The following is a 17,018-nucleotide window of genomic DNA, read 5'->3' on the forward strand; positions in this document are numbered from 1 at the left end:
GCCGCATCCGCGACCGCGACCTCCGGGGAATCCAAGGCGCACGGGAAGACCGCGACGTCCGGAGAATCAAAGGCGCACGGGGAGACCGAGGTAGCCGGCGGCCCTCCGGAAGGCCCCGTCCCCCACCCGGCGACACCCCCGGCCCCCTCCCCCATCCCCGGCGAGGCGGCCCGTCTGGCGGACATCGCCGGCCAGTTGGCGGACCTGGAGCTCCTCCTGCGCGACGCCTCCTCGGTCGACCGCGCCCACCTCGCCGACCGCGTCGCCGAGCTGGAAGAGGCAGTCGGCAGGCTGCTGGTGAACCGCGAGGCGTAGGCCCCGCCTCTGCTTCCCGCTCCCCGGCCGTTCCCTCAGGCGATCATGGCGAGTTCGGGGTCCTGGCGGAGCTTGGCCAGGGCACGGGAGACGGCGCTCTTGACCGTGCCGATCGAGACCTCCATGACCTCGGCGGTCTGGGCCTCGCTCAGGTCCTCGTAATACCTGAGGACGACCATGGCCCGCTGGCGCGGGGGCAGCCGCATCACCGCGCGCCACATCGCATCGCGCAGGCCCTCCAGCTCGGCCGGGTCGGGGGACGGCAGCGGGTCGGGCTCGGGGAGCTCGTCGACGGCGAACTCCTCCACCCTGCGCTTGCGCCACTGCGAGGTACGGGTATTGATCAGCGCACGGCGGACGTAGCCGTCCAGCGCGCGGTGATCCTCGATCCGCTCCCAGGCCACATACGTCTTGGCCAGGGCGGTCTGAAGGAGGTCCTCGGCGTCGTTCGGGTTGGCGGACAGGGACCGCGCGGCGCGCAGCAGGACCGGCCCCCGGGCCCGTACGTAGGACGAGAAGCTGGGGAACACAGCGGCGGTCGAAGCGCTGGTGCACACAGGCGTGGTCATGGCTCCCACGCTAGGAGCGAGGGGGGTGCGGGCGGATCGGTCCCAGGTGCCGAAGCGGCCTCCCCCTCAAGTTGTACGGAGACGGCGGGCCCCACCTCCTTTGGGGGGAGGGGGCGCGGCGGTCCCCTAGGGGGAGTCCGGTGGGCTGTCCGTGGGGCCGGCCGGGGGACTGTCCGTGCGGCCCGCCGTGGGGCCGGCCGGGGCGCCGGCTTGGTCACGGCTGAGGACCAGCCCGGAGGTCGGTACGCCGGTCCCCGCCGTGACCAGCACGTGGCTGGCGTCCGGGGCCTGGTTGGGGGAGGTGCCGCGGAGTTGCCGGACGGCCTCGGCGATGCCGTTCATGCCGTGCAGGTACGCCTCGCCGAGCTGTCCGCCGTGGGTGTTCAACGGAAGGGCGTCCGCCGCGACAAAGCCGGCCGCCTCGCCGGGCGCGCAGAAGCCGAACTCTTCCAGCTGCATGAGGACGAAGGGGGTGAAGTGGTCGTAGAGGATGGCGACGTCGATGTCGGCGGGGGTCAGCCGGGAGGTGCGCCAGAGCTGGCGGGCCACCACGTTCATCTCCGGCAGGCCGGTCAGGTCGTCGCGGTAGAAGCTGGTCATCTGCTCCTGTTCGCGGCCGGCGCCCTGGGCCGCGGCAGTGATCAGTGCGGGCGGCCGGCGCAGGTCACGGGCCCGCTCGGGGGTCGTGACGACGAGGGCCTGGCCGCCGTCGGTCTCCTGGCAGCAGTCCAGCAGCCGCAGCGGCTCGGCGATCCAGCGGGAGGCCGCGTGGTCGGCGAGGGTGATCGGCTTGCCGTAGAAATACGCGGCCGGGTTGCGGGCGGCGTGCCGGCGGTCGGTGACCGCGACATGACCGAAGGCTTCGGGGGTGAGGCCGTAGGTGTGGAGGTAGCGCTGGGCCGCCATCGCGACCCAGGAGGCGGGGGTGAGCAGACCGAAGGGGAGGTTCCAGCCGAGCGCCGCACCCTCGGCGGAGGGCTGCCGTTCCTGGACGCCGGAACCGAAGCGGCGGCCCGAGCGTTCATTGAACGCCCGGTAGCAGACGACGACTTCGGCGATCCCGGTGGCGACGGCGAGGGCCGCCTGCTGGACGGTGGCGCAGGCAGCGCCCCCGCCGTAGTGGACGCGCGAGAAGAAGGTCAGCTCCCCGATGCCCGCTGCTTGCGCGAGGGTGATCTCGGGGGTGGTGTCCATGGTGAAGGTGACCAGACCGTCGACGTCGGCCGGGCCCAGCCCGGCGTCGTCGAGCGCGGCGTGTACCGCCTCGACGGCGAGCTTGAGTTCGCTACGGCCGGAATCCTTGGAGAACTCCGTCGCACCGATCCCAGCGATGGCGGCGCGCCCGGAGAGCGCGTCGGGGCGGTGCAGGCTCATACGGTGGCCCCCGGGGAACGGCGGGGCGAGGACGGGCAGGACGCCGCGGCCCCACCCGGAGTGAGACGGACGGTCGCCGTGCCGGTGACGTGGTGACCGAGCGCGTTGGTGCCGATGATGCGGACCTGGACGGTGGTCCCACCAGTGGTGGAGGTGGGGACGGTGGTGGGGTGGGTCTCGGTGGCGGGATGGGTCTTGGTGGTGGGATGGGTCTTGGTGGTGGGATGGGTCTCGGTGGCGGAGTCCATGGGAGCTTCCGTGGGAGCGTCCCTGGCGGCGCCCGGAGCAGTGTCCGTGGCGGCGTCGACGTCGATGATGGTTCCCGTCAACGTCATGGTGTCTCCCGGGTAGTTGGGAGCGCCGAGCCGTATCGCGAGCTTCTGCAGCACGGCGGCGGGACCTAAGTGGTCGGTGAGGTAGCGGCCCACCAGCCCGTTGGTGGTGAGGATGTTCATGAAGATGTCGGGGGAGCCCTTCTCCTTGGCGAGCTCGGCGTCATGGTGCACGTCCTGGTAGTCGCGGGAGGCGAGGGCACCGGCGACGATCAGCGTCCGGGTGATCGGAATCTCCAGTGCGGGCAGCACGTCCCCGGCCCGAATGTCCGGCGTGCGCCGGTCAGGCATGCGCTCTTCAGGTGTGCACTGTTCAGGCTTCGTCATGCTGCTCCTCCTAGGTCGGCGGCTCGGTCACCGGATTCGTCACCGGCTCGGTCACCGGACTGGTCACCGGCTCGGACACCAGATCGGACACCGGATCGGTCACCGGATCGGTCACCGGCCAGGTGATCAAGTCGCCGAGTTCTTCCAGGAGTTCGGCGCCGCAACCGAGGTAGGCGTCGAGCTGGCGGCCCCAGAGGAAGTGCCGGTGGACGGGGTGGTCGAGGTCCGCGCCGATGCCGCCGTGCAGATGCTGGCCGGTGTGCACCACGCGCCTGCCCGCCTCGGAGGCCCACCAGGCAGCGGTCAGCGCTTGCCCGTCGTACGGGAGCCCCTCGTCGTGGCGCCAGGCCGCCTCGTAGGTGGTGACGCGGATGGCCTCGGTATCCATGTACGCGTCGGCCGCGCGGAGCAGGACCGCCTGGTTGGTGGAGAGCGGGCGGCCGAACTGTTCACGGGTGGTGGTGTGGGCCACCGTACGCGCCAGCGCGCCGGCACAGACCCCGGCCTGCAGGGCGGCGAAGGCGGTGCGGGCGCAGGCCAGCACGTCGTCGTACGGGGTCGGGGGCCGGTCCGCCGGCCCCTCCTCCTGCGGGCCGCCCAGTCGCCCTGTGCGCGTCCCGACGAGCCGCTCGGCCCCCGGGCCGCCCAGCCGCTCCGCCCGCGTCCCGTCGAGCGTGAGCCGTCCCGCCGCCCAGGGCGCGGTGCTCTCCACCGGCTCGACCCGGGCATCCGCGACACGCACCAGCCAGAGCGCCCGCTCCACGTCCGGGACCAGTACGTAGGTGGCGTCCCGCAACCACGGCACAACGGGGAGGACTCCGGTCAGCCACCCGGTACCACCCTCCACGATCGCCGGCCCGGAGGGCGACGCGGCGACGGCGCCCGCAGTCGCGGGGAGGGCACCCGTAGTCGCTGCGAGGGCGTCCGTGGTCGCTGCAACGGCACCCGGAGTCGCTGCGAGGCCGCCCGCATTCGCTGCGAGGGCGCCCGTAGACGCTACGAGGGTGCCGGTCGTGGAGGTAGTGGCCGTGACGGCGCCCCGCGCCGGGAACGCGCCGGTCGCCACCGCGGTGCCGTCCCGCAGCGCCGGCAGCAGCCGTGCCCGCTGTTCGTCCGTGCCGTGCCGGGCGACGGCCAGCACGCCGTACGCGCAGGTTGCCGCGAGCGGTACCTGCGCGGTGGTGCGGCCCTGCTCCTCCAGGACCAGCGCCAGCCCCAGCAGTCCGATCTCCTCGACGGCCGCCGGCAGCCCGGCCGCGCACAACGCCTTCCAGAGCTCGGCGTCCGAAGCGGTACCGGCCGCCGCGAGCCGGTCGTGCGTCGCGAGGTCGCCGAAGATCCGCGCCGCGAGCTGCTGGGCGACGGACTGCTCCTCGGTGGGCGTGAAGTCCATCAGCCCGCAGCCCTCCCCGACCCCACGGAAGGCGGCCCACCGCACGCCTCGACCCCACGGAAGACCGGCAGCTCCAACTCCTCGTCCACCGGCAGGAATTCCAGCCGCACCGGCATCCCGATCCGCACCCTGCCGCAGGGCACACCGATCACGTTGCTGACCATCCGCACGCCCTCGGCGAGTTCGATGAGCCCCACCGCGTAAGGCGGGTCGAAGGCGGGGAAGGGCGGGTGGTGCATCACCACGTACGAGTAGACGGTGCCGGTGCCGCTCGCCTCGACCGTGTCCCACTCGGGGGAGCCACATGCCTGGCAACCGGGAAGCCAGGGGAAGCGCAGCGTCCGGCATCCACCGCACCGCTGTATCAGCAGTGTGTGCCGGCTCACGCCTTCCCAGAACCCCGCGTTGTCCGGGTTGATCACCGGCCGCGGCCGCCGCGCCTTCGCCGATGCCGGTGCCTGCGCCGACGCTGGTGCCTTCGCCGACGCTGGTGCCTGCGCCTGCGCCTGCGCCTGCGCCAAGGGTGCCTGCGTCTGCGGTGTCGATGGTGATGGCGGTTGTGGTGCCGGTGGCGGTTGTGGTGCCGGTGGCGGTTGTGGCCCCTCCCGATGTGCCCGCACCGGGGCGTACTTGAGGATCCGGAAGCGGTGCGTCCCCGCCAGTTCCCCGTCCGCCAGGATGTCCATCCGCGTCGTGACGAAGTGACCGGCCCCCAGCTTGGTGACCTTGCGCTCCGACACGGACTCGATCACCGCGTGGAAGGTGATCCGGTCGCCCGGTCGCAGCGGCCGCAGATACTCCTGCTCGCAGTCGGTCGCCACCACGGCCGTGCAGCCGGCGCCGTCGAGCAGCGCGGACAGTTCGTCGTACGCCCCCGAGCGGCCCTGATGGCCGGAGAGCCCGCCCATCGTCCACGCCTGGAGCATCGTCGGCGGGGCGATCGCGTCGGGCCCCTCGTACGCCGGGTTGGCGTCCCCCATCGCCTCGCACCAGTGCCGGATCATCGCCGCGTTGACCGGGTCCTTACCGACGCCGGCGGTGGCCGCGGGCCGCCCCTCGTACGCCTTCAGCCGCTCGAACAGGTCCCCGGTGGCCGTCATCGCCGTCCCCTCCGCATCCCCAGCCGCATCGTCGCGACGATCTCCCGCTGGACCTCGCTCACGCCGCCCCCGAACGTGTTGATCTGCGCCGCACGGTTCATCCGCTCCAGCTCGCCGTCCCCGTACGCGCCCGGCGAACCGGCCCGCACCAGGGCGGCCTCGCCGACCACCTCCTGGCACATCCGGTAGACCTCGACCGCACTCTCCGTCCCGGCGAACTTGACCCCGCTGGCATCGCCGGGGCTGAGCGTCCCGGCGCCCACCTCACCGACCAGCCGCCAGTTCAGCAGCCGGGTCGCGGCCAGCCGTGCGTGCACCTCGGCGAGCCGGGACCGGACCCACGGTCGGTCCGCCGGCCGCTCCCCGGTCCGCGGGTCGGCCGTCCGGGCGTGCTCCAGCGCCGCGCGGTACGCGTCCTCGGCCTGCATGCCGATCGCGGCCAACGCCACGCGCTCGTGGTTGAGTTGGTTGGTGATGAGCTGCCAGCCGGCGTTCTCCGCACCGACGAGATGCCCGGCCGGGACGCGTACGTCGTCGTAGTACGTGGCGGTGGTCCGCAGCCCGCCGACCGTCTCGATCGGCGTCCAGGAGAAGCCCGGCGTATCGGTCGGCACCAGGATGATCGAGATGCCTTTGTGCTTGGGCGCGTCGGGATCGGTGCGGCAGGCCAGCCAGATCCAGTCGGCCTGGTGAGCGTTGCTGGTGAAGGTCTTGGCCCCGTTGATCAGCCAGTGCCCGTCGGCCGCCCCACCGCCGTCGCGACCACCCCCGCCACCGACCACGCCACTGGCCTCACCCCCTGCGACGCCATCGGCCTCATCACCGACCTCGCCACCCGTCCCGCTGGCGCCCTCACTGCCGGGACCATCGACTCCCCCACTGCTGGGACCGTCGGCTCCCCGACTACCGGGACCGTCGGCTCCCCCTCCACCGGGACCACTGCCGGGCCCGCTTCCGGGCGGCCCGCTGTCGGACCCGCCATCGTCCCCGCCACCGGACCCACCCCCGTTTGCGCCTCCCGGGGGCCCCTGCCGCCCCTCCGTATCAGAGGCCGGCTCGCGCCTATCAGAGGCCGGCTCGCGCACCGCACGAGTACGGAGCGCCGCGAGGTCGGTCCCGGCCTCCGGCTCCGTATAGCCAATAGCGAAGACGATCTCGCCCCGGAGGATCCGCGGCAGGAAGAACTCCTTCTGCCGCCGCGTGCCGTATTTCATCAGGGTCGGACCGACGGTGTTGAGGGTGACCATGGAGACCGGAACGCCGGCGCGGTACGCCTCGTCGAAGAAGACGAACTGCTCGTCGGGGCCGCGCCCCTGCCCGCCGTACTCCGTCGGCCAGCCGAGGCCGAGCATGCCGTCGGCGCCGATCCGGCGCAGCACCGCTCGCTGCGCGGCAGCACCTTCCGGCACCCCGTCCGGCATCACATCCCGGAAGTACGCGCGGAGTTCGGCGCGCAGGCGTTCCTGGCGCTCGGTGGGGGCGAGGTGCACGTCGAATGGCCTCCCCTTCTGTGGCCCGACACCCGGCGGGCCCGGACGGCCCGATGTCCCCCTGGCCCGATGGCCTGAGGGCCCGATGGCGCGAGGGCATAGGACTCGGGCGGTCCGGTGACCCGTGACGGCTCCACACCGGCACGCACAAGTGAGCGGGTTTCTGACTGTCCGTCAGAAACCCGCTCACTGTCAAGGCCGGTGCGGCGAACCCCGGGCAGCCCATGCCCTCGATACCGGCCTCGACGTATCACCCCTCGGTCAGCCGCCACTCCCCATACGGCGGCCCCGGGTCAGCCGATGTTGTTCCCGAAGCTGACGGTGGCGTTGTCCTGGTCGATGGTCGTGAAACCGGACCCGTTGACGCTCGCGGTGTTGTTCTGGTTGGAGGCGCCGGCACCGTTGGCAACCTGCTGGCCGTTGGTCGCATTGCCGTGATTGTCGCCGCCGATGAAGACGCCCCCCTGGCTCGTCGACGCCGCATTCGACCCGTTGCTCGCGAAGCCGCCGTTGTCAGCCTGCGCCACGCCGGAAAGGAGCGCCACCGCGAAGGGCAGTGCGGCGGCCACAGCGAGGACGCGGGCAGTACGGGTGCTTGCCATGTCAATTCCTCCTACGGAACACAACTTCTGGATCCGACCTGCCGAACCGGGCCCGCGGGGGCCTGATCACGCCTGGTCAATTGCGGTAACTCCGTTGACCCATCGGGCAGTTGGCCGGCCACCACGATGCTTGCCGCGACGTCGCGAACTCAGGCTTGCCCACGAATCCCCGGCGAATCCGCCGCGCAGGTCCGATTCCCCCGCAAGCATGAGGAAGCCCGGGTAAACCCCGCTGCATCACGTCGCCCCGCCCCCACCCGACGACGAGGACACGACCCACCGGCACCCCCACCCCCGGCGGGGGTGAGCGCCCTAACCCGCCCGGCGCAGCCACCCGGCGCGCGAACCCTCCGCCGCGCGCCCCCTTCCCTTCATCGAACATTCGTACGAAAATAACGGCATGGCACCCCTGCACCGACGCCATACCGAGCCCCCGGCCGACGGACGGCGGCAGGAACCACCGGCCGCCGGGCGATGGCAAGCATCACCGGCCGACGGGCGGTGGCAAGCGTCATCGGCCGACGGGCGGTGGCAAGCGTCATCGGCCGACGGGCGGCAGGAGTCACCGACCGCCGCCCCGCCGCGCCCACCCGCCGGCAAACGGTGGGCACCACCACCCACGACCCCATCACGCCCACCGGCCCCCGCGCCCACCCGCCCACCGTCCGACCACCCCACCACCGACAACCCCACGGCCGGCAAGCAGACCGCCGGCGAGCGGATGGCCGGCAAGCAAACAACGGGCGAGCAGACCGCCGGCAAACAAACGGCTGGCGAGCCGACCGCCGGCCACCGCCCCTCGACCGACCCCCCGACCGGCCCCCCGCCGCGCTCCGACCGGGACGGCAGCTCCACTCCCACCCTGACCCCACCCCCCGACGCCCACACCGCCGCCCTGACCGAAGCGCTGGTGGCCGCCGAGCGCGGCTATCCCGTCATCCCGCTCACCCGCGCCAAGCTGCCCGCCCTGCGGTCCCCGCACCGTGGCCACCCCGAGGTCCCGCCCTGCCACGGCGGCTGCGGCCGTCTCGGACACGGTGTCCACGACGCCAGCACCGACCCGTTCACCATCCGCCGCATGTTCGCCGCCGCCCCCTGGGCCACCGGCTACGGCATCGCCTGCGGGCTGCCGCCGCACCACCTCATAGGTCTCGACCTCGACACCAAAAACGGCGCCGACGGCCTCACCGCCCTACTGTTCCTCGCCGAGGCACACGACTTCCCGGTTCCGCCGACGATCATGGTCCGCACCCCCAGCGGCGGCCGACACGTCTGGTTCACCGGCCCGCCGTCCCCGCCCGTCCCGAACTCGGTCGGCCGCCTCGCCCCCGGTATAGACGTCCGCGGCGCGGGCGGCTATCTGGTCGGCCCCGGCTCACTCACCGCCCACGGCCGCTACGTCCTCGCACCGAACGCCCCGGCCCGCCCGGCCCCCGTCCCCAGCGCCCTGCTCACGCTGCTCACGGACCCGCCCACGCCCACCCGGCACGCCTCCCCACAGCACGGCCGTGCCGGATACGAGCCACCGCCCGGCGTCCCGCCCCAGCCCGCCGCGGCGCTCGTACGCTTCGTGCGCTCCTCCCCGGTCGGCCAGCGCAACGCCCGGCTCTTCTGGGCCGCCTGCCGCGCCTACGAGGACGGCCTCGGCCCGGAGCTCGCCGCCCGCCTGACCGAGGCCGCCTGCCACACCGGCCTCCCCGAACACGAGGCCCGCGCAACCATCACCTCAGCGTCCCGCCACCGCTAACAGGAGCCCCCCAGGACGCACTGCACTGCACTGCACTGCACTGCACTGCGCCCTCCCCCTCCCCAACAACACACTCCCCCCGACAACCCACACCCTGCTAAACCCAACTCAATCCTCCTAAATCCCGCGGTCCGACTTTCTCCCCTCGATCAAAAAGCGCGTCGTATGCGCCACGAAGGACCCCTCCCGCCGGATCTCCTCATCCAACTCCCGCAGCCGGTCCCGGTATTGCTCGACGCTGAACCCCGGCACCATCCACACCACCTTCCGCAGGAAATAGACAACCGCCCCGATGTCGAAGAACTCGGTCCGCAACGACTCGGCCCGTAGATCGACCACCTCCAGCCCGGCCGCCTCCGCCGCCCGCCGCGCGTCCTCGGGATGCCGCGCCCGCCGTACGTCCTCAGGCTGCGGCCCGAGGAAGTACTCCACCAGCTCGAAAACACTGGCCGGCCCCACCTGTTGGGAGAAAATACGTCCCCCCGGGCCGCAACACTCGGGCGATCTCCTCCCACCACACGGTCACCGGATGACGGCTCGTCACAAGATCGAAGGCCGCATCGCCGAACGGCAGCGGCGGCTCGTCCGCATCGGCCACCACGACCGCACCGAGCGGGTGCAGCAGCGCGGTGGCCTTGGCGACGTTCGGCGGCCAGGACTCCGTGGCCGCCATCACCGGCGGCACCTTCGGAACCCCGGCCAGCACCTCCCCGCCCCCCGTCTGGATGTCCAGCGCCGCCCCCACCCGCGCCAACCGCTCCCCCATCGCCCGCTGATACCCCCAAGAGGGCCGCTCCTCCGTGGCCCTCCCCTCCAACCACGAAAAATCCCACCCCTCCACCGAAACGGCCTCCGCCTCGGCAACCAATTCCTCAAACTCCCGCATACAACCCATAACCCCACACTTCCCCAACCACTCCCACCCCCACCACCCATTTATCTCTAGCCCCAGCGCATCCCCTTTCCGACTGCTCCCCTCCGCAGCCGGCACACGGAGTCTCCGGGGGGGGGACCGCACAGCAGGCGACGTGCCGTGCCGGGCCGGGCCGGGCCGCGACTCAACTCCTCCATCTCCCACGCCCGTTGCCCCCCCGGGGGGTGTTCCTACGGTGGCTAAGGCCGAGCCCATGAGCAGAGGGAAGCAGAGGGAACTGGAGCGCCAAGGACGTCCGGGAAGCGCGCGAGCTGGACGTGCTGCGGTCGGAGAACGATGTCCTGCCCCTGTGGTTGCATGAGCAGCAGTCCCGGTTCTCGACATGGGTGCAGGAGGTCAGTGGTCTGTGGGACTTCTCCCCCGAGTCGTTGGATCTCCTGGAAGAGGCGGTGTGGGAGAGGTTCCCCTCGGAGGAAGCGTTCCGTGACCAGGAGGGCGAGGCGTTCCTGCAGGTCGCCGCCTGGTCGTCATCCCCCCGTGGGACCGGCTGGACGACTACGAGGACGAGGACGGCGAAGGCTCAAGCGTCGTGCGCGCAAGACCACTCGGCCGGTCCCGATCCCGCCCACCCTGGTGGCGATACTCCGTGAACACCTGGAGACCTACGGCACCGCTCCGGACGGTCGGCTGTTCGTCGCCGCCTGCGGCGGCCGGGTGAGATCCACCGAGTACGCCGAGGTGTGGCAGGAGCCTCGGAAGAAGGCGCTCTCCACCGAGGACGCGGCGAGCCCCCTCGCGGAGGTGCCGTACTCCTTGCGGCATGCCGGGGTGTCGCTCTGGATCAAGGCCGGTGTGGACCCGGTGGAGGTCGCTCGACGGGCCGGGCACAGCATCGCCGTGCTTTGGAAGTTCCACGCGAAGATCCTCCGCGGCCAGGAGCACCAGGCCAACCAGTTCATCGATGACGTCCGGGGGAGCCTGAGGATGCCGGCACCCCGGCGTGCACGCCGCCCGCGAATCCTGGCCCATAACGCAAGCTTCCCCCCCACCCTGGCCAGCAGTAAGCCCCATGGACGCGAGGTGAGACAGCAAACACAGCCGGAGAAGGCGTGGCCCTCGCGGGTCATGATGGCCGATTCACTTGGGGCGTTGGCCAGAATCAACATGCACCGATGGACGGAGGTGCCATTGCCGCCACGACAGCGCTCAGGCCAATGCGCCCTCCTGTAGGGTCAGCTTGATCGTTTGTCATGCACTCAATGGGGGATTTCCTTGCGAAACAAGTTGGCATCCGCGCTGAGCGCAGTGGTCCTAGTGGGTGGGACGCTCGCCGCAGGGGTGGGCTCGGCCAGCGCGGTCACGCCGCATGCGCCGTCCACCGCGTTGCAGGTTCCTACTGCCTCTGCCTCCGGGTGCTATGAGCACCTGAAAGCGAAGGAAAGCCTCAAGATCCGCAAGTCGCCGAAGCTGAAGGCCACCGCCCTTGGAGTTTTCCCGAAGGGCAAAACGGCAACGGCGAAGTGCCAGGTAGAGATGGGCGACTACTACCACCTGTGCAACGATGAGGACGCCCGCTGGTCGTACATCAACTACCAAGGTGTTAAGGGCTGGGTGCCTTGGATCTGCACTAAGCCCGCCAATTAGGAACATCTCTAATTCAGCGACGAAGACCCGCTTCGACCAAGGCGGGTCTTCGTCGTCTTAGGTGCGCTGACCTGGGAGGTTGGTGAACGTCGAGTCTTCCTCGATGGTGATGAACGTTCCCCCAGTGATCTGGCAAGTCATGCCCGTGTGCTGAACTTCGCGGCCGAGCTCCAGATAGGCCACTCTTCCTGCGGTGCGGCCTGGACAGCTGACTCGATTCGTCGCGCGAGCCGGGAAACCCTGAGGTCCGCCAAGGCGGAAGCGGGGCGGAAGTCATACGAGCCGGTCTCCGATGCCTGCGGCTGGACCTGCCCCTGCATCGCTCTGGAGCAAGGCCGGTGTAGACCTGGTGGAAGTCGCTCGACGGGCCGGGCACAGCATCACCGTGCTGTGGAAGTTCTACGCGAAGATCCTCGGGGCCAGGAGCAACGAGCCGACCAGCTCATCGATGACGCCCTGGGACACCTGAGGATGCCAGCACCACAACGGCGTGAGGTCCCGCGCTTCCCCTCGAATCCTGGCCATAAGTTGGTCACACACCCTGGCCAGCGGTGAGACCCAGTGGCACGAGGTGAGACAGCAAACACAGTCGGAGCGGGCCCGGATGACTCCGGAACCCGCTCCGACCTGCATGTTTCCTACCTCGGCGGAGGCTGTGGGATTTGAACCCACGGTGACGTTGCCGCCACGACAGTTTTCAAGACTGTTCCCTTAGGCCGCTCGGGCAAGCCTCCCCGCGGCGCCGGCGCGTGGGAGCGCGGGTGCCGCGGGATCAGATTAGCGCGTCACTTGTCGCCCGTGCGCTGCCCCAGGGTGACTTTGGTCGTGTGCTCCTTGCCGGCGCGCTTGTAGGTCAGGGTGACCTGGTCGCCGGGCTTGTGCTGCCAGATTTCGCTGATGAGGGTGGGGCCGCTGTCGATGACCGTGTCGTCGAGCTTGGTGATCGTGTCGCCGGGCTGCAGGCCGGCCTTGTCGGCCGGGCCGTTCGGGGTGACCGCGTCGGAGCCGTTGTTGCCCGTCTGGGCGATGGTCGCGCCGTCGCCGGTGTCCCGCATGCCGACCTGGACGCCGATCTGCGGATAGACCGGCTTGCCCGTCTTGATCAGGTCCTGGGCCACCCGCTTGGCCTGGTCGATGGGGATCGCGAAGCCCAGCCCGATGCTGCCGGACTGGCCGGACTCGCCACCCAGGCCGCCGCCGTTGCCGGCCGACTGGATCGCGGAGTTGATGCCGATGACGTTGCCGCCGGCGTCCATCAGCGGACCGCCGGAGTTACCCGGGTTTATCGACGCGTCCGTCTGCAGGGCGCTCATGTACGACGCCTGGCTGCCGCCGCCGTCGCTGGACGCCACCGGCCGGTCCTTGGCGCTGATGATGCCGGTGGTGACCGTGCCGGACAGGCCGAAGGGCGCACCGATCGCGATCGTGGCATCGCCGACCTGCACGTTGGACGACTTGCCCAGCGGAAGCGGGTTGAGGGTGGCGTCACCCGGGTTCTTGAGCTTGATCACGGCGACGTCGTAGCCCTGGGCGTGGCCGACGACCTCGGCGTCGTACTTCTTGCCGTTGGAGAACGTCGCGGTGAGCTTGCCGCCGTCGGCCGCACTGGCGACGACGTGGTTGTTGGTGAGGATGTGGCCCTGCTTGTCGTAGACGAAGCCGGTGCCGGTGCCGCCCTCACCAGAGGCGCCCTGCGCCTCGATCGTCACGACGCTCGGCAGCGCGCGCTGCGCTATCCCGGAGACCGAGGTGGGCTTGCGGTTCAGCGCGCCGGAGTCACCGGGCGCGGAGACCGTCGTCGAGGCGGTGTCGTCGCGACCCGCGGCCCAGTAGCCGATGCCGCCGCCGACTCCGCCGGCGACCAGCGCGGCCACCAGGACGGCGGCGATCAGTCCGCCGGTGCGCCGCTTGGGAGCCGGGGTGCCGGCCCCCGCCCACGGGTCGCCGCCACCGCCGTACGGGGGCCCGCCCCAGCCGCCACCGGAGGAACCGTGTCCGGCCGCGGCGTACGGCGGGAGCTGCGCAGTGGGCTCACCACCCGGGTATCCGGGCGCGGTGGACTCACCACCCGGGTGCCCGGGCCCCGTGGGCTCGCCACCCGGGTATCCCGACTGGTGCGACTGGGGTGACTGGTGCGTTGGGGGTGACTGGTGGGGCTGCTGCGGGTGGCCGGGGCCGCCCGCAGAGGCGACGGTCGGGGCGAAGTCCGGCGGCGGGGGTGCCGCGGGGGGAGTCGCGGGCGCGGGCGGGGCGTCGGGAGTCTGGGCGCCGGAGGCGGACGCGGCAGCGCTGTCCGGCTGCGCCCCGGTCGGCGGCCTGGCCTCCGACGGAACGGCTCCCTCGTTCTCGGTGCTCACAGCTCTCTCCTCAGCTTCACGGCCTTACGGTCCCGGCCGGGCCCGGCGGCCCGTATGGGGGTCTTACGGTCCGGCCGGGCCTCACGGTCCGACCGGGTGGTGATGACAGTGACAGTGACAGTGACACGGAGTGCGTCCCCGCGGCGCCTTGGAGGGCGTCCCCGAGTACGTCCGAACGACGTCTCCGAGTGCTTCCGGAGACGTCTCCGAGTACCTCTCGGAGGGCGTCATCCGCGATCGTCGCCGGAGTGCCGGTCGGACTGAGAGGCTCGGCCGGACCGAGTGGACCAGTCGGACCAGTCGGACCGGCTGGACCAGTCGGACCGGCTGGACCAGTTGGCCCGGTAGGGCCTGATCGACCGGATCGGCCACCGGTTGGTGGCTCGGCTACCCACTTCTCGGCTCGCCAGTACGCCCGGCGCGCCGTTCCGTGCTCCAGTACTCCCAGTAATCTCAGTACTCCCAGCTCTCCGCTGCTCCTGTCCTCCTCCGGTACGCCAGTCTTCAAGTACTCCAGTTCTCGACTGCTTCAGTGCTCCCGCAGTCCGATACCCCAGGATTCAGGATCCCGGTGGTCTCGGCGAGTCCCGGGCCGCCGGACCGGGCCGCCGGTGGGGGCCGCGCGGTGGGTCCGCGGGTCCCTGGCCGGGCGGTACGGGCCGGGCGATACGGGCGAAGCTCCGTCCCAGCCTTTCCCACCGCGCGTCAGAGCGCCGTAAGCCGAGGCTGTGACTGTGCTCTCATCCTTTACGCCGGACAAAACGGGCGCATCCGATGTTCCGCACGTCGGAGTAAGGCCGCCCCACGCGCCGGGTCCACGCCGGGCTCCACCGCAGGGGTCCACACCGGAGTCCACACCAGGCCCTACGGCGACGCCCGCAGCCGGCCTCCACGGCAGGCTCCCGTGACGAAGACCGCACCGAAGACCGCGCCGAAGGCCGTGACGAGGACCGCGACCAGGCCCGTGACGAGGACCACAGCGAAGACCGCGGAGAAGGCTCGTCCAAGGCCCGCCCAATGCCCCAGCCAAGGCCCCGGCAAAGACCACAGCGAACACCACAGCGAAGACCGAAAGGGACCCACTCCCCCGGCCCCGGGGTCCGCCCGGTCCGCCCGGCACCGGCGAGTGGCACGATAACGCGGTGAGCTATGCACGCCCCGCCCAGGACCGCCACCCGGATCGCCCCGCCATGTCCGTAGTGGCCCATCGAGGCGCCTCGGAGGACGCTCCGGAACACACCCTGGCCGCGTACCGCAAGGCGATCGAGGACGGGGCGGACGCCCTGGAGTGCGATGTCCGGCTGACCGCGGACGGCCATCTGGTCTGCGTGCACGACCGGCGGGTGAACCGCACCTCCAACGGGCGCGGCGCGGTCTCCGCCCTCGAACTCGCCGATCTCGCCTCCCTCGACTTCGGCTCCTGGAAGGAGGAGTCGCTCGGCAGCGGGGCGTTCGGGGCCGAGGCGCCGGACCGCCAGGGCGGGGTGTTCGGCGGCGAGGCGCCGGACCGGCAGAACGAGGATCCCGAGCGGACGTCCGTACTGACGCTGGAGCGGCTGCTGGAGCTGGTGGCAGACGCGGACCGCCGGGTCGAGCTGGCCATCGAGACCAAACATCCGACGCGTTGGGCCGGACAGGTGGAAGAGCGGCTGGTCGAGCTGCTGGGCCGGTTCGGCTACACGAAACCGGCCACGCACGCCGACCAGCCGTCTCCGGTCCGGGTGATGAGTTTCTCCGCCCGTTCGCTGCACCGCGTCCGGACCGCGGCACCCGCCATCCCCGTCGTCTACCTGATGCAGTTCCTCACCCCCCGCTACCGCGACGGCCGGTTGCCGGCGGGCGTGGGCATCGCGGGACCCGGTATCCGGATCCTCCGGGCACATCCCGAATACGTCGCCAAGGCACATCGAGCGGGCAATCAGGTGCATGTGTGGACGGTCAATGAGCCCGACGATGTCGTGCTGTGCCAGGAATTGGGAGTCGATGCGGTGATCACAAATCGCCCCAAACAGGTACGAATGCAACTCGGCCTTGGCTAAAGCCCCTCACAGGGTGTGCACCGGCGCATTCGGCCGGTATCCGATGCCGGTTTGTGCGTCACCGCGTGCCGGGTGGCCGGTTTCCGGTCCAGTCCATTGGGGCATTCATCCCGTGGCGTGGGGCAAAGGAGGTCTCGGGGGTGGCGTTGGTGGTGGCACAAGAGGTGCCGACGTCGTCGATCATGGCCGTACCCCATGGTCCAGTGGGCGTGGGCATGGCCAGGCGGCGCATGCGTGAAGAGCTGTCGGCAAGCGGAGTTCAGGACACGGTCGTCGATGACGCGGTCCTGGTCCTTTCGGAGTTGCTGAGCAATTCCTGTCGGCATGCCCGTCCGATCGACGAACCCGGCCCGGCGGGCCCGGTGGCGGCTCGGAACGGCTCGCGGGCGGGGGCCGCGGCGTCCGTGCGGGCGTCCTGGCAGATCGACGGGCAGGGCCGGCTGACCGTTGCGGTCACGGACGGCGGCGGGCCGACCCGACCGCGTCCGGCGACCCCTTCCGTCACCGCGCACGGCGGCCGGGGACTGGCGATCATCCGCTCGCTCGCCAAGGACTGGGGCGTACGCGACAGCGCCCCGGGGGAGGTCACGGTCTGGGCGGTGCTCTCTCTTCAGGGCGCGTTCGCTACGCGCGTGGATCTGATGCCCGATCCGACGGCCGCCGCGATGACCGACCCGGTCGCCGGGCTGCCGACCTCACTCGCCCCCACCGGCCGGCCGCTGAACCCGGCCGCCTTCCTGGACATCGAGGACTTGGCGTAGGGCCGACGACTTGGCGTAGAGGTACAGGACTTGGCCCAGGGGCCGAGAGCCAAGACACCCGCGACGGCCCCGCGCACGGTCAGGGCGCCCCGGT

12 protein-coding genes, 1 tRNA gene and 2 pseudogenes are annotated in these 17,018 nt (G+C 71.1%); 4 read left to right on the plus strand and 11 right to left on the minus strand.

Annotated elements, in window-relative coordinates; translation table 11 throughout:
* Positions 1-350: 350 nt before the first annotated feature.
* The 7 genes and pseudogenes from IG62_RS0105260 to IG62_RS0105290 form a co-directional block, all read right to left on the minus strand.
* Positions 351-884: a SigE family RNA polymerase sigma factor gene (locus tag IG62_RS0105260; protein WP_030798157.1), complete on the minus strand. Its 534-nt coding sequence runs from the start codon at positions 882-884 to the stop codon at positions 351-353.
* Positions 885-1,010: 126 nt separating this feature from the next.
* Entirely contained in the window at positions 1,011-2,258 is a 1,248-nt protein-coding gene (locus IG62_RS0105265; RefSeq protein ID WP_078871827.1) for a lipid-transfer protein, read from the minus strand.
* Positions 2,259-2,560: 302 nt separating this feature from the next.
* Positions 2,561-2,881, minus strand: a pseudogene (locus IG62_RS46095) (MaoC/PaaZ C-terminal domain-containing protein); the annotation flags it as partial.
* Positions 2,882-2,927: 46 nt separating this feature from the next.
* Complete coding sequence (locus IG62_RS44250) at positions 2,928-4,310, minus strand: acyl-CoA dehydrogenase family protein (RefSeq protein WP_078871847.1); 1,383 nt, start codon at positions 4,308-4,310, stop codon at positions 2,928-2,930.
* Positions 4,310-5,410 carry a bifunctional MaoC family dehydratase N-terminal/OB-fold nucleic acid binding domain-containing protein gene (locus IG62_RS0105280; protein WP_030798166.1) on the minus strand — a complete coding sequence of 367 codons (1,101 nt, stop codon included), beginning with the start codon at positions 5,408-5,410 and terminating at the stop codon, positions 4,310-4,312. The genes IG62_RS44250 and IG62_RS0105280 overlap by 1 nt, the downstream gene beginning before the upstream one ends.
* On the minus strand, positions 5,407-6,900 hold the full coding sequence (locus IG62_RS48340) for an acyl-CoA dehydrogenase family protein (protein WP_030798168.1): 1,494 nt from the start codon (positions 6,898-6,900) through the stop codon (positions 5,407-5,409). The genes IG62_RS0105280 and IG62_RS48340 overlap by 4 nt, the downstream gene beginning before the upstream one ends.
* 293 nt (positions 6,901-7,193) lie before the next feature.
* Positions 7,194-7,502 (minus strand): hypothetical protein, encoded by a 309-nt coding sequence (locus IG62_RS0105290; RefSeq protein ID WP_030798170.1) that lies wholly within the window; start codon positions 7,500-7,502, stop codon positions 7,194-7,196.
* A gap of 721 nt (positions 7,503-8,223) precedes the next feature.
* Between IG62_RS0105290 and IG62_RS0105295 the strand changes: the two genes are divergently transcribed.
* On the plus strand, positions 8,224-9,249 hold the full coding sequence (locus tag IG62_RS0105295) for a bifunctional DNA primase/polymerase (protein ID WP_078871828.1): 1,026 nt from the start codon (positions 8,224-8,226) through the stop codon (positions 9,247-9,249).
* 117 nt (positions 9,250-9,366) lie between these two features.
* Here the strand turns inward: IG62_RS0105295 and IG62_RS41405 are convergent.
* Together IG62_RS41405 and IG62_RS47040 are read right to left on the minus strand one after the other, a co-directional pair.
* A pseudogene (locus IG62_RS41405) lies at positions 9,367-10,144 on the minus strand (class I SAM-dependent methyltransferase).
* A 641-nt stretch (positions 10,145-10,785) separates the two neighbouring features.
* The gene (locus IG62_RS47040) at positions 10,786-10,968 is read right to left on the minus strand and encodes a hypothetical protein (protein WP_158794985.1); all 183 of its coding nucleotides are present in this window, start codon (positions 10,966-10,968) and stop codon (positions 10,786-10,788) included.
* 427 nt (positions 10,969-11,395) lie between these two features.
* Between IG62_RS47040 and IG62_RS47045 the strand changes: the two genes are divergently transcribed.
* Positions 11,396-11,767 (plus strand): SH3 domain-containing protein, encoded by a 372-nt coding sequence (locus tag IG62_RS47045; protein ID WP_158794986.1) that lies wholly within the window; start codon positions 11,396-11,398, stop codon positions 11,765-11,767.
* A 647-nt stretch (positions 11,768-12,414) separates the two neighbouring features.
* Here the strand turns inward: IG62_RS47045 and IG62_RS0105325 are convergent.
* Both IG62_RS0105325 and IG62_RS0105330 read right to left on the minus strand, forming a co-directional pair.
* Positions 12,415-12,501 (minus strand) — tRNA-Ser (locus tag IG62_RS0105325).
* Between the two features lie 51 nt (positions 12,502-12,552).
* Entirely contained in the window at positions 12,553-14,124 is a 1,572-nt protein-coding gene (locus IG62_RS0105330; protein ID WP_030798178.1) for a S1C family serine protease, read from the minus strand.
* Positions 14,125-15,266: 1,142 nt separating this feature from the next.
* Between IG62_RS0105330 and IG62_RS0105340 the strand changes: the two genes are divergently transcribed.
* Positions 15,267-16,163, plus strand: coding sequence for a glycerophosphodiester phosphodiesterase (locus tag IG62_RS0105340; protein WP_030798180.1), 897 nt, complete (start codon positions 15,267-15,269; stop codon positions 16,161-16,163).
* 53 nt (positions 16,164-16,216) lie between these two features.
* A complete protein-coding gene (locus tag IG62_RS44265) occupies positions 16,217-16,924 on the plus strand; it encodes an ATP-binding protein (protein ID WP_078871829.1) in 708 nt (235 codons plus the stop codon).
* The last annotated feature ends 94 nt before the right edge of the window (positions 16,925-17,018 follow it).

The sequence above is a fragment of the Streptomyces sp. NRRL S-337 genome, from assembly GCF_000720175.1.
In the GTDB taxonomy this organism is placed as follows: domain Bacteria; phylum Actinomycetota; class Actinomycetes; order Streptomycetales; family Streptomycetaceae; genus Streptomyces; species Streptomyces siderophoricus.

Coding starts and splice junctions, on each gene's coding strand:
- IG62_RS0105260 (WP_030798157.1), bottom strand. CDS start 884: ATGACCACGCCTGTGTGCACCAGCGCTTCGACCGCCGCTGTGTTCCCC.
- IG62_RS0105265 (WP_078871827.1), bottom strand. CDS start 2,258: ATGAGCCTGCACCGCCCCGACGCGCTCTCCGGGCGCGCCGCCATCGCT.
- IG62_RS44250 (WP_078871847.1), bottom strand. CDS start 4,310: ATGGACTTCACGCCCACCGAGGAGCAGTCCGTCGCCCAGCAGCTCGCG.
- IG62_RS0105280 (WP_030798166.1), bottom strand. CDS start 5,410: ATGACGGCCACCGGGGACCTGTTCGAGCGGCTGAAGGCGTACGAGGGG.
- IG62_RS0105290 (WP_030798170.1), bottom strand. CDS start 7,502: ATGGCAAGCACCCGTACTGCCCGCGTCCTCGCTGTGGCCGCCGCACTG.
- IG62_RS0105295 (WP_078871828.1), top strand. CDS start 8,224: ATGGCCGGCAAGCAAACAACGGGCGAGCAGACCGCCGGCAAACAAACG.